The organism is Streptomyces rimosus subsp. rimosus (assembly GCF_000720725.1).
GTDB lineage: Bacteria > Actinomycetota > Actinomycetes > Streptomycetales > Streptomycetaceae > Streptomyces > Streptomyces rimosus_A.
Genome location: NZ_JOCQ01000023.1, coordinates 50,981 through 63,567, shown reverse-complemented (window position 1 = coordinate 63,567; position 12,587 = coordinate 50,981). Strand labels below are relative to the sequence as shown.

Annotated in this window: 6 protein-coding genes; all 6 read left to right on the top strand. The window is 71.5% G+C overall.

Going from position 1 to position 12,587, the window contains the following annotated elements; translation table 11 throughout:
- Window positions 1–726: 726 nt before the first annotated feature.
- The 6 genes from IH45_RS0114585 (at window position 727) to IH45_RS0114560 (ending at window position 12,550) form a co-directional block, all read left to right on the top strand.
- Window positions 727–1,767 carry a 3-oxoacyl-[acyl-carrier-protein] synthase III C-terminal domain-containing protein gene (locus IH45_RS0114585; protein ID WP_030666974.1) on the top strand — a complete coding sequence of 347 codons (1,041 nt, stop codon included), beginning with the start codon at window positions 727–729 and terminating at the stop codon, window positions 1,765–1,767.
- Between the two features lie 357 nt (window positions 1,768–2,124).
- The gene (locus IH45_RS0114580) at window positions 2,125–2,559 is read left to right on the top strand and encodes a hypothetical protein (RefSeq protein ID WP_050514850.1); all 435 of its coding nucleotides are present in this window, start codon (window positions 2,125–2,127) and stop codon (window positions 2,557–2,559) included.
- A 51-nt stretch (window positions 2,560–2,610) separates the two neighbouring features.
- Window positions 2,611–3,213, top strand: coding sequence for a hypothetical protein (locus IH45_RS1000000145250; RefSeq protein WP_050514849.1), 603 nt, complete (start codon window positions 2,611–2,613; stop codon window positions 3,211–3,213).
- A 62-nt stretch (window positions 3,214–3,275) separates the two neighbouring features.
- Window positions 3,276–4,688, top strand: a complete 1,413-nt coding sequence (locus tag IH45_RS0114570) for an ABC1 kinase family protein (RefSeq protein ID WP_050514848.1) — start codon at window positions 3,276–3,278, stop codon at window positions 4,686–4,688.
- A 145-nt stretch (window positions 4,689–4,833) separates the two neighbouring features.
- On the top strand, window positions 4,834–11,451 hold the full coding sequence (locus tag IH45_RS0114565) for a type I polyketide synthase (protein ID WP_050514847.1): 6,618 nt from the start codon (window positions 4,834–4,836) through the stop codon (window positions 11,449–11,451).
- On the top strand, window positions 11,339–12,550 hold the full coding sequence (locus IH45_RS0114560; protein WP_050514846.1) for a geranylgeranyl reductase family protein: 1,212 nt from the start codon (window positions 11,339–11,341) through the stop codon (window positions 12,548–12,550). Before IH45_RS0114565 ends, IH45_RS0114560 begins: the two co-directional genes overlap by 113 nt.
- Window positions 12,551–12,587 lie beyond the last annotated feature (37 nt).

Sequence of the window (12,587 nt, the reverse complement as noted above, 5' to 3'; positions counted from 1 at the left end):
GCCCGAACGAGTGCCCGAACGAGTGCCCGAGCGGAGGGAACCGTTCGACACGCAATTCAGCTTCCGAAGCGTTGAGTTCGTCGAGGAAACGGTCAAGGTGAGACGCCATGGTGATTGGCGGTGAATCCGGCCTCGACCGCAGCAGCCGGAGTCTTTCGGCAGACAGCAGGCGCAACAAAGGGGTACGTCGAACACCGCGCTCCCCCCGGGGTCAAGGTGTCGGCCTGGTGACGGTGTCAGGCACATGCGGCAGGTGGGTGGGCAGGCGCAAGTGCGCAGTGTCGTTTCGGCTGGGGCGCGCGGGAGGGCGGAATGGGGGAGTCCGTGCGTCTTACGGGGTGGTGCGAGGAGGTGTGGCCGATTGTGGCGGAGCACTTTGGAGATTGTGTGTGAGTCGTCTGCGGCTGGGTGCGCCTCCCGTGAGGGTCTTGTGACCGTCATAGTGGATTCCGGGGGCGGCAGTGGTCCCAGATGCCGCCGACGGGTGTGAGGCGACGTGCGTGAGCCGCGAGCGCGTCGCGGGGCGGACGCTGTCGGCGGGGCCGCCGTACAAGGCCGCCGTCCAAGGCCGCCGAATTCCGGCGTGTCGGTGGCGGCGAGGCGCGACGAGAAGGTCGCGGCCGCTCTTCCTTACCGGTCCCACCGTCGACCGCGAACCGTTGGCGAGATGTCCCGCTCTCGTGGTCCGGGGCGCTGTGAGCGCCGACTCGCTGAAGGAGAAGAACCGTGCCCTCTGCAACCCTGAGCGCCATCGAAGGCGCCTTTCCGCCGCTGCTCGCCATGGCTGACGTCGCCGCACTCACGGATGGTGACGCGGGCGGGGACATCGTCGCCAAGACCATCGAGGCGTCGGGGATCGTCACCAAGGCGTTCGCCGTCAATCCGCTCGTCACCGACCCCCGCGCCTGGTCCAACACCCGCCGGATGAGGGCGGCCGTCGACATCTGCGTGACCTACGGCGACGAGGCCGCGCGCAAGGTCCTGCGCACCGCCGGCCTCGCACCGCACGACCTCGGTGCTGTGGTCGTCAGCACCTCCTCCGCCTACCAGATCAAGGGCCTGAGCAACATCGCCATCGGCCTCGGTGTCCACCCCGACACGGCCCTCTACACCCTCGGCCCCATGGGGTGCTACGCCTCCATGCCCACGGTGGACATCGCCCGCCTGTGGGTCGAACACCACCGGCGTCCCGCACTCGCGATCTGCACCGAGGCGATGTCTCCCCACCTCCAGCCACCGCCCTACGGCAAAGAAGGGGCGGTCGTCCACGCCCTCTTCGGTGACGGAGCCGCCGCGGCCGTCCTGACGCCGACCGGTACGGCACCCGGCCAGGAGATCCTCGACATGGCCTCGGTCATCGCCCCCCGGGGCGAGAACGATCTTGTCATCGCTTCCACCGACAGCGGCCTTTACGTCCGTGTTCCCCAGGACATCCCCGAATTCCTCGCCACCCGTGTCGACGACCTGATCGCCCCCCTGCTCGCCCGGAACGGTCTCACCCGCGCCGACATCATCTGGTGGGCCCTCCACCCCGGCGGGCGCCGCATCATCGACGAGGTCGCCCACACCCTGGACTTCGACCCCGTATCCACCCGCGCCGCGCGCGAGGAGATGGCCGAACACGGCAACACCACTGGCGTCAGCGCCCTGATGACCCTCCGCCGCCTCCGCAGCCGGCGCCCGCTGAGCCGGGGGGAGTACGGCATCCTTCTGGCCTTCGGCCCGGGAGCGGTCCTCTGGGCCGCGCTCCTCACCGGAACCTCCTGACAGGCCTGGCCGGATACCGGCAGTTTTCGGCGGCGCTTCGGACGTGATGCCCAGGATTCGACCGGCCTGGCCGGCCCGCGGCCGAAGATATCGATGTATCGATTACCGGGCGCACCAGGCGGCCATGGCGAGGACGGGTGCGAGCTGCAACGTGGGTGTGGTGCGGCGGATATTCTCCGATGCTATTTCGTGCCCATCCCTCGATATGTTTAATGAATTCACCGCGTGGCGTCAAAGGTAGCACCTAGTGGGTGATGACTTGTGGGTGGAGGCGGGGGATGCTGGATTTGCTGTCGGAGTGAAGGCCGGAAGTCGTTCGCAGGTCGACTGCGGCCCCGGCCGAAGGAGGGGAGAGAGATGGCCGACATCGAAAGTATCGAGGTGGAGATCCTGACGGGGGGCGAACCGGACGCGGGTACCGACGCCCTGGTCTATCTGGGGCTCGGCGGACGGGAGTTCGTGCTCGACAACGTCGACGAGGACGACTTCCGGCGGGGGGACAGGAACTTCTTCACGCTGGGGCGTGGTAGCTCTGTCACCCACGCGTCCACCAATGATCCGCGTTCCCCGCGGCTGACGTTCGACGACACCGACCGGCATCCGGTGTATGTCCGGCTGGCCGCGCAAGTGGGCAGCGACTCATGGCTGTTGGAGAATGTCTGGGTCCGGGTGTGCTCCGACGATTCCGTCGACCGTTACGGTCGCTGCCTTCTGGACGGCCGGGGTGACGACCACTCCCTTTGGCTCGGCATTCGCCATGGGACCGTGCTTCGTCTCGAACGCGAACGGTAGACGTGGTGTCGGACCGGTCGATCACCTATATCGATGAAAGGCGGCTCACGCATGGGCAAAAGCATCAGTGACACCTTCAGGGATCTGGTCGGTGGCATCACGGACGATGTGAAGGTGGCGTTCGACGACATCATCGACTACGACGGGCGCGGCTGGCACGGGCAAGACGACCTGGGACGGCGGCACAGGGACCAGGGATGGCGGCACCGTGAGGACGACGGCCGCCGGCGGGACCGGGACGACGACGGCTGGCGGCACCGTGAGGACGGCGGTCGCCGGCGGGACCGGGACGACGACGGCTGGCGGCATCGCGAGGACGGCGCTCGTCGGCGGGACCGCGAGGACGACCATTGGCGGCACCGTGAGGACTCCGGCCGACGCCGGGACCGCGACCGGGACGACGAACACTGGCGCCCGCGCGAGCACGGCCGACGGCCGCGCTACGGCGACCACGACGACGAGGAAGGGCCGTACCACCGACCGGCGGCCGAAGAGTCGCGCCGGCCCCGGCGGGGCGGCGCGCCGGCCGGTCAGGAGGACGTGGCGAAGACGATGCGGACACTCACGTCCGAACTCTCCGCCCTGGTGGGAACTTTGCGGGACGCGTCGACAGCTCGGGAGGCCACCGATTCCGGTGCGTCGCCGCGTGCCTGACCGTTCCGGTTCCTCGGCGGTCCGCTGCTGTTCTCCTGTTTCACCGGCGAGGCGGTTCCCTCATGAGTGGTGGCCGCCTTGGCCTCGTTGCGCAGGTTTTCAAGCAGCTGGCGCTCGAAGAGGCGTCCCGGGCCTTCCGTGTCCGCCGTGGTGCGGGGGCCCGGTCCGGTGACGAGCGTGCGCGGCGCGAGGCGGAGCGGGCCCGGAGCATCCGCCGGGCCTTCGAGCAGCTCGGCCCGTTCTACATCAAGGTCGGGCAGATGCTGTCCACCCGCCCCGACATCGTCCCGGACTATGTGATCGCAGAACTGGAGAAGCTGCACGACAGCGCGTCGGTACTGCCCTTCTCCGCGCTGGAGCCGGTGCTCCGGGCGGAACTCGGCGCCACCTGGCCCCGGAAGTTGGGCGACATCGACACCGAGAAACCCCTGGGCGCCGCCTCCCTGGCGCAGGTGTACCGGATCACGCGCGCGGACGGGCGGCCCGCCGTGGTCAAGATCCAGCGGCCGGGCGTGCGCGACACGGTGATCCAGGACATGGCGTTCCTGCGGAAGGCCGCCCGGCGCACCGGCCGACTCACTCCCCGCTTCACCGAAGTGATCGACATCGAGGCCATGCTCGATGTGCTCTTCGAATCGATGCGCCCCGAGCTGGACTTCGTCAACGAGGCGCGCAACATGCGCCGGGCCGCCCGGCTCATCGCCCCCTTCGACCACCTCGCGGTACCGGAGGTGCTGCTGGCCACCCCGCGCGTCCTGGTGCAGAGCCTGGCCCCGGGCCGGTCCATCCGGTACGCGAAGCGTGACGCCTTCGATCCGCGGGAGCGGCTGGCGATCGGACGTGACCTGCTGACGTTCATCTTCCGCGGCTTCTTCACCGACCGGTTCTTCCACGCCGACCTCCACCCGGGCAATGTGTTCGTCGCGCCCGGCGAGAAGGCCACCCTGATCGACTGGGGCATGGTGGGACGCACGGACCGGCGCACCGGCATGCTGCTCGTGCTCGTTCTCCTGGCCCTGGCCCAGAGCGACGGGCACGGGCTGGCCCGGGCGTGGATGGAGATGGGGCGCGCGACATCCTGGGCGAAGCCCGACGCCTTCGCCTCCGACATGGCCCTCCTGGTGCCGCAGGTCGCCGGTGCGTCCCTGGAGGAGCTGAGTTTCGGGGTGACACTCACCCGCGTACTGACCTGTTCCACCCGGCGCGGCATCAAGACGAGTCCGGCGGTCGCCGTCCTCGGCAAGGCGTTCGCGAATGTCGAGGGCTCGGTGCGTTTTCTGGCGCCGGAACTCTCCCTGGTCGAGGTGTTCAAGGACGAGATGCGCAATGTCATGTTCTCCCTGGCGGCGGAGGTCGTCTCCGAGGAGCAGGTGGCCCGTACCGCGCTGGAAATGATGCTGGACATCGGGTCGATGGCCGAGCGGATGCACAGTCTGCTCCGCGGCCGCCCGCTCACTCTCGGCACGGGCAACTGAAAGAGTTCCGGCCCCGGGCCGGAAATCGATCGGACGACCGCGGCCGTACGGCGCGATGGAGGATACGTGCGGGACCCGGAAATGCGGCGGACAACGGTCCGATCGCCTCCGTGAATGTCTCGGAGCAAAGGAAGGAGAGTGTCGCATGAGTACACGAAACGGCACGGCGGACCGGGAAGAACCGGTTGCGGTCGTCGGAGCGGCCTGCCGGTTCCCGGGCCGGGTCGATTCCCTGACGTCGTTGTGGCGGCTGCTCATGGCGCGCCGGGACACCAGGCGGGAGGTGCCCGCCGAGCGGTGGGAGCAGAAGGAGCTGATGGGGCTGCCGGCCGAGGTGTCGGAGCGGCTGCGCTACGGCTGTTTTCTGGATGACGACGTCTATGCCTACGAGCCGGAGTTCTTCGGGATCAACGCGCAGGAAGCGCCTTGGGTGGACCCCGAACACCGGATGCTCGGGGAAGTGGTCTGGGAGGCCGTCGAACACGCCGGTATTCCGGTGCGAAGCCTCTCGGGCACGCCGACGGGCATGTTCTTCGGGATGTACCAGAAGGACTACATGCTGCGGATGCAACGGCCCCTGGAAGAGATCCACGCCTATGCGATGTACACCGGATTCGACAGCATCGGCCCCGGCCGTGTGGGATTCATGCTGAATTTGAAGGGCCCCTCGGTCGTGGTCGAAAGCGCCTGCGCGTCGGGTCTGGTCGCGGTGCACACCGCTTGCCAGAGCCTGCGCACAGGAGAGACGGAGATCGCCCTGGCAGGCGCCACGATGCTGTCCCTCGGCCCGGAGGGCGTCACCGCCCCCGCGCTCTGGGGCGTGTTCTCTCCCACCGGCCGCTGCCACGCCTTCGACGCCGCCGCCAACGGCTACGTACGCGGGGAGGGCTGTGCGGTGGTGGTCCTCAAGCGTCTGGCGGACGCCGTACGGGCCGGTGACCGGGTGCTGGCGGTGCTGCGCGGCACGGCGGTCAACCAGAACGGCCGCGGCACCCGGCTCAGCGCTCCGTCGGAGCCCGCCCAGATCGAGCTCTACCGCCAGGCGCTGGAGCGCGCGGGCGTCGCGGCCGGCGACGTCGGGATGGTGGAGGGACACGGCCCGGGCACGGCGGTCGGTGACCCGATCGAGTTCGCCGCGGTGGCCGCGGTGTACGGCAGGGGCCGCGGCCGGTGCGCGCTGGGCTCGGTGAAGACCAACCTCGGCCACACCGAACCGGTTTCGGGCCTGGCCGGGCTGCTCAAGGCCATCGCCTCCCTGCGGTACGGCCAGGTCCCCGCCAGCCTCCACTTCCGCCGCTGGAACCCGCAGATCGACCCCAGCGGCTCCCGTCTGTTCGTCCCCACCGCCACCACCGGGTGGCCGGTGCGGGGAGTGGCGCGGTTGGCCGCCGTCTCGTCCTTCGGCATCAGCGGGACCAACGCCCATGCCGTCATTGAGCAGCCCCCCGCGGCCGGCCGCCGCGCCGTCCGACGGCGTGCGTCCGTCGCGCCGGAGCGCCGGGAAGACGGTGACGTGCCGCGCGTGTTCCCGCTCTCCGCGGGCACACCGGTGGCCCTGCGGTCCGCGGCCGTACGCCTGGCCCGCTGGCTGCGGGGAGAGGGCGCGCGCGTGCCGCTCGGCGATGTGGCGCACACCCTGGCCGTACGGCGCTCGTACGCACGGGAGCGGGCCGGGATCGTCGCCGTCGGCCGGGCCCAACTCGCAGCACGACTGGAGGAGCTGGCGTCCGGCACCGCGTCACCCGCCGGGGTGGCGACCGGGCGGGCCGTACCGGAGCCCGGCCCGGGCGTGGTGTGGGTGTTCTCGGGACACGGTTCGCAGTGGGCCGGGATGTGCCGACAACTGCTGGACCGCGTCCCGGAGTTCACCCGGGTGGTCGACGAACTCGAACCGCTGGTCCGCGCCGAGTCCGGCTTCTCCGTACGGGAGACGCTGTCCCGGCCCGAGGTGGTGACCGGCTTCGACCGGGTCCAGCCGGTGATCTTCACCATCCAGTTGGGGCTGGCGGCGATGTGGCGTGCGCACGGCGTCGAACCGGCGGCCGTGATCGGACACTCCATGGGCGAAGTGGCCGCCGCGGTGGCCGCCGGGGGACTGGGCGTCCAGGACGGGGCACGGGTCATCTGCCGCCGCTCGCGCCTGATCCTGCGGACCGCGGGGCGGGGCCTGATGGCCTCGGTCGCCCTGGGGCGCGCGGAGGTCGAACAGCTCCTGGCGGAACAGGACGTACGCCGGGTGACCGTCGCCGTCGTGGCGTCGCCGCACAACACCGTCATCGGGGGAGACGCCGACGCCATCCGCCGGGTCGCCCGGGAATGGGACGCCCGCGGCGTCGGCATCCGCGTGGTCGAAGTGGACGTCGCCTCGCACACCGCCCACATGGACCCGATCCTGCCCGACCTCGCCGACGCGCTCACCGGCGTCACCGGCACGCCCCCGACGGCGGCCTTCTACAGCACCGTCTCCGACGATCCGCGCGCACCCGTCGCCTTCGACGCCGCCTACTGGTCGGACAACCTCCGCCGGGTCGTGCACTTCGCCGACGCGGTACGCGCCGCGGCCGAGGACGGACACCGGCTGTTCGTGGAGATCGGCCCGCACTCCGTCCTGCTCCAGCCCGTACAGGCCACGCTGGCGGAGTACGGACACACCGGCGCGGCGGCCCTGCCCTCCCTGCTGCGCGACACCGACGACATGCTGGCCTTCCACACACACGTGGCAGCCCTGCACTGCGCCGGCCATCCGCTGGACTGGGCCGAGCGCTACAGGACCGGCTCCCTGGCCGACGTCCCGCCCACCACTTGGGAGCGCAGGCGGTACATCGTGGATCCGTCTCCGCTGCGGCAACCGGCCGCCTCGCACCCGCTGACCGGCCCCCGCACGGCGGATCCGGACGGCGAAGGCCGCCACCTGTGGCAGACCCTGATCACCCCCACGACGCTGCCCTGGCTGGCCGCACACCGCGTCAACGATGTCGTCGTGGTGCCCGGTGCCGCCCTGTGCGAGATGGCCATCGCCGCCGCGGCCGACCTGTACGGCACCGGTACGGAACGCCTCCGCGTCACCGGTATCGATCTGCAGCGGCTGCTGCTGCCGGCCGCGGACGGCACCCGCGTCACCGCCACCGCCGAGGCATCCGGCCCGGACAGCGCCCGCTGGCGGGTGGTCAGCACCGCCTCCGACGGTACGGCCGTCCAGCACGCCCGGGCGAGCCTGCACGTGGTCCCCGAAGGGGAGCGCGCCCCGGTGGGCTGCGACCCGGCGCAGTTGCGCAAGCAGTTCCCCCATCTCGTGGAGGCATCGGAGATCTACCGGCAGATGCGCGAGGAACGCGGCGTCCACCACGGGCCGCCCTTCCTCGGTCTGCGGGCCCTGTACGCCGACGCGCCGGAGCAGCGGTCCGCGCGGCACCCCGAAGGCGATCGCCTCCTGGCGCGACTTCAGGTGCCCGACGAAGGCCGGGCGGGCGCTCCGGTGCTCCACTGGCACCCCGTCGCACTGGACAGCTGCCTGCAAGCGGTGGCCGCCGCCGTCCTGCGCACCGACGCCGTGCCCGCGGGCGGCATCCTGCCGCGGCGGATCGGCGCGCTGCGGCAGTACGGCCCGGTCCCGCTCAGCGGATACTGCCTGGTGACGCTCACGCGGGCGGACGGCAGCCGGTACACGGCGGACTTCCGGCTCTGGGACGACAACGGCAAGGTGGTCGCGGACGCCACCGGGGTGGAGTTCCACCACGTACCCGCCGAGAGCCCGGAAGAGCGCTTCGCGAACCGACTGCTGCAGACGGTCTGGGACCCCTGCGAACGCCCCGCGCCGCAGGCGGCCACCGGAGCCTGGACGCTGGTGACGGAGGCCGGGCAGGAAGCCTATGCGGCCGCGCTCGGCGAGGTGTTGGAAGAACAGGGTGCCGCGGTACGGGTCCTGACGCCCGCCTCGGCCGACTTCGGCGAGGACGGTCCAGACCCGCTCGGTCCCACCGGCCCCACCGGCTCCGGCAAGAACACACCGCAGGCGGTGGTGTACCTTCCGGCACCCGGCACCGCCTCCGACGGCCTGTCCCCCGACCAGCAGGCCCGGAACCGGGTCACCCACCTGCTGGCGACGGCCCGCTGCCTGGCGAAGTACGCCGACGGCGGGACGGCGCCCCGGCTGTGGACGGTCACCCGCACCGCTCAGCACGTGGCCCCAGAAGACCGGCCGGACGTGGGCCAGGCGGGCTTGCGCGGACTGGTACGGGTCCTGAGCTACGAGCATCCCGAACTGCGCCCCGGCATCCTGGACGTCGATGCGCGGACGCCGGTACGGCAGGTGGCCGCCGAACTGCTGACCTGCCCCGATGACCAGGACGAGATCGCCTACCGGCACGGGAAGCGCCTCCTGGCCCGGCTGCGCAACACGCCGCTGGACGAGCGGGAGCGCCGCGACCGGACCGTCGACCGGCGGCGTGACCGGGTGGCCCTCCACCTCGCCCGCGTCGGCGATCTGGATTCCTTCGAACGCGTCGCCCAGCGCCGGCGACGGCCCGGACCGGGCGAGATCGAGGTACGGCTCGACGCCACCAGCGTCAACTTCATCAACGTACTCCAGGCCATGGGCGTGTACCGGGACTTCAGCACCGAGGGGGAGACGGCGGACGCCTGCGCGTTCGACGGCGCGGGCCGCGTCACCGCCGTCGGGGAGGGCGTCCGGGACGTGCGGGCCGGGGACCGGGTGGCCGCGATGTTCGTGGACGCCACGGAGAGCGCCGTCATGACCTCCTTCGCGACCGTCCGCGCCGACTGCGTCCTGCGCCTCCCGGGCCGGGTGAGTACCCGCGAGGCGGCCGCGCTGCCCTGCGCCTACCTGACCGCCTGGTACGCCCTGCGGCACCTGGCCCGGCTGCGGCCGGGGGAGCGGGTGCTGATCCACTCGGCGAGCGGCGGCACCGGGCTGGCCGCCGTGCACCTCGCACGGGCCTGCGGCGCGGAAGTCCTGGCCACCGCCGGCAGTGACAAGAAGCGGGCCTTCCTGCGCGAGCTGGGCATCTCACACGTACTGGACTCCCGGACCCTGGACTTCGCCGGCCAGGTACGTGATCTGACCGCGGGCCGCGGCGTCGATGTCGTCCTCAACTCCCTCACCGGGCCTGCCCAGACCGCGGGCCTGGACCTGCTGGCGCACCAGGGCCGCTTCGTGGAACTCGGCAAGCGGGACATCTACGCCAACACCCGCCTGGGCCTGCTGCCCTTCCGCCACAACGTCACCTTCTGCGGTGTCGATGTCCTGCGGATGATGCTGGAGGGCGCGGACACGCTCGCCGCCGGCTTCCGCGAGCTGACCGGCATGCTCGCCGACGGTACGCTGCCGCTCCTGCCCCGTACGGAACATCCCGTGGCCGAGGCGTCCGCCGCCTTCCACACCATGGCCTCCGCCCAGCACATCGGCAAACTCGTCCTGACCTGGCCCGCCGACGGCACCGACCGCCTGCCGGTGCGGCCCCGGGACGTCACCGTCGTCCGGCCCGACGGCAGTTACCTGATCACCGGCGGGCTCGGCGGGCTCGGACTCCTGGTCGCCCGGTGGCTGGCGGAACGAGGCGCCGGAGCCGTGGTGCTCTCCTCCCGCGGCGCCCCCTCCGCGGCGGCCCGGACCGCCCTCGACGCGATCACGGCGTCCTCCGGCACCCGTGTCGAAATCATCAACGGAGACATCGCGGAACCGGGAGCCGCCGATGCTCTGGTGCGCGGCGCTCTGGCGACCGGCCACCCCCTGCGGGGCGTTGTGCACGCCGCGGCCGTCGTGGAGGACGCCACCGTCGCCAACCTCACCCCCGACCTGCTGGAGAAGGTCTGGCGCCCCAAGGCGACCGGTGCCTGGCTCCTCCACCACGCCGTCCGCGGCCAGGGCCTGGACTGGTGGGTCACCTTCTCCTCCGCGGCCTCCCTGCTGGGCAACCCCGGGCAGGGCGCTTACGCGGCGGCCAACGCCTGGCTGGACGAGTTCACCTCCTGGCGCCGCGCCCAAGGACTGCCCGCCACCTGCGTCAACTGGGGGCCGTGGGCAGAGGTCGGCCGCGGCGCGGGAATGGCCCGGCGTGGCTACGCCATGATCGCGCCGGAGGAAGGCATCGCCGCCCTGGAACGCATCCTCTCCCACAACCGTGCCCGCACCGCCTACACCCCCGCCGACTTCGCACAGTGGCTGGAGTCCTACCCCGCCACCAGCCGCCTCGCCTTCTTCGCGGACCTCGCCGCCCCGGCCGAGGACACCGACGCATCCGGCTCCCGCAACGCTCTGCTGGAATCGCTGAAGGCGGCCGGAAGCGCCCAGGAGCGGCACGGGATCCTGATCCCCCGGGTGGTCGAACACATCGCCTCGGTGCTGCGCGTGGGAACCGACCGGTTCGACGCCGACACGTCGTTGGTCACGCTGGGCCTCGACTCCCTCATGGCCATCGCCCTGCGCAACCGCCTGCAACGCGAGATGGCCCTGGACATCCCCACGACGGTCATGTGGACCCACCCCACGGCCTCCGCTCTCACCCACTACCTCCTGGGCCGGCTGCACCCCGAACCGGGGCCGGACACCCCCGCCACTCCGTCGCCCCGCCGGTCCCCGGAAGCCGAAGCGTCCGCCCCGTCCGTCTCCGCGACTCGGAGGCGACCACCGCATGTCAGCCCACTCCGCCCCCTCCCGCACCACCAAAACCCGGGACGTGATCGTCGTCGGCGCCGGACCGGCCGGCGCCACCGCGGCCCGTGTGGCCGCCGGGCACGGCTGTGAGGTGCTGCTGCTGGAACGTGCTGCCATCCCGCGCTACAAGACGTGCGGCGGCGGCCTCATCGGGGCCTCCCTGTCGGCCCTGCCTCCCGGCCTGCCCCTCAACGTATTCGATACGACCCGCCTGTTCACCTTCAGCCTCAACGGCCGCAGGGAACGCACCCGTACGTCCCGTACCCCCACCTGTGCCATGGTCTTCCGCAGCGAACCCGACGCGGCACTGACCGAGGCGGCGGCCGCCGCGGGTGCGACGGTCCGCGATTCCACCGCACTGGCCACCCTGGAGCAACAGGGCCGCACCGTCACCGTGCGCACCAATCACGGAGACCCGCTTCGCGCCCGTACCGTGATCGGCGCCGACGGCAGCGCCAGCAGGGTCGCCCGCTACGTCGGGGTGCGATGCGCCCAAGTGGATCTGGCCCTCGAAGTGGAAACGCCCGTGGACGCGCGGACGGCCGACCGGTGGCGCGGCCGTGTCCTGCTCGAATGGGGGCCGCTGCCCGGCTCCTTCGGCTGGGTGTTCCCCAAGGGGGACATCTGCACCGCCGGGGTGGTGGCCTCCCGTGGCAACCCCGCGGCTCTGCGCGCCTACAAGGACGACTTCCTCACCCGCCACAGCCTCCACACGGCCCGCCCCCTCCACGACACCGGCCACCTGACCCGCTGCCGCCGCCCCGACTCCCCGCTGGCCCGCGGACATGTACTGGTCGCCGGGGACGCCGCGGCACTGGTCGACCACTGGTCCAGGGAAGGCATCTCGTACGCCCTGCACTCGGGAGCCTTCGCCGGCCGCGCGGCCGCCCGGCTCGTCGCCGCGGCCGGTGAGGACGAAGCGAAGTCGGCCACCGACCACTACGCACAGCAGGTCGACGACATCCTCGGCGTCGACATGCGCGCCAGCGCGGCCCTGGCGGACCTCTTCATCCGGAACCCGGCCCTCCTGCACACGGCATTGACACGCCTGCCTCCGGCATGGCGTCACCTGGACACCTACATCGCCGGTCACTCCAGCGTCGCAAGGATCATGAACACCCCTGTCGCCCGCGCTGCCGCCGCACTCGGCGGCCTCTTGCCCGCCAAGCCGGCAGGCAGTTCCACATGACCGGGAACCGGGCGGGCCCGAACGTCGGCGGGCGCCG

What these genes read in the sequence shown, in the direction of transcription:
- IH45_RS0114580 (WP_050514850.1), top strand. Translation starts at nt 2,125, where the DNA reads ATGGCCGACATCGAAAGTATCGAGGTGGAGATCCTGACGGGGGGCGAA.
- IH45_RS1000000145250 (WP_050514849.1), top strand. Translation starts at nt 2,611, where the DNA reads ATGGGCAAAAGCATCAGTGACACCTTCAGGGATCTGGTCGGTGGCATC.
- IH45_RS0114570 (WP_050514848.1), top strand. Translation starts at nt 3,276, where the DNA reads ATGAGTGGTGGCCGCCTTGGCCTCGTTGCGCAGGTTTTCAAGCAGCTG.
- IH45_RS0114565 (WP_050514847.1), top strand. Translation starts at nt 4,834, where the DNA reads ATGAGTACACGAAACGGCACGGCGGACCGGGAAGAACCGGTTGCGGTC.
- IH45_RS0114560 (WP_050514846.1), top strand. Translation starts at nt 11,339, where the DNA reads ATGTCAGCCCACTCCGCCCCCTCCCGCACCACCAAAACCCGGGACGTG.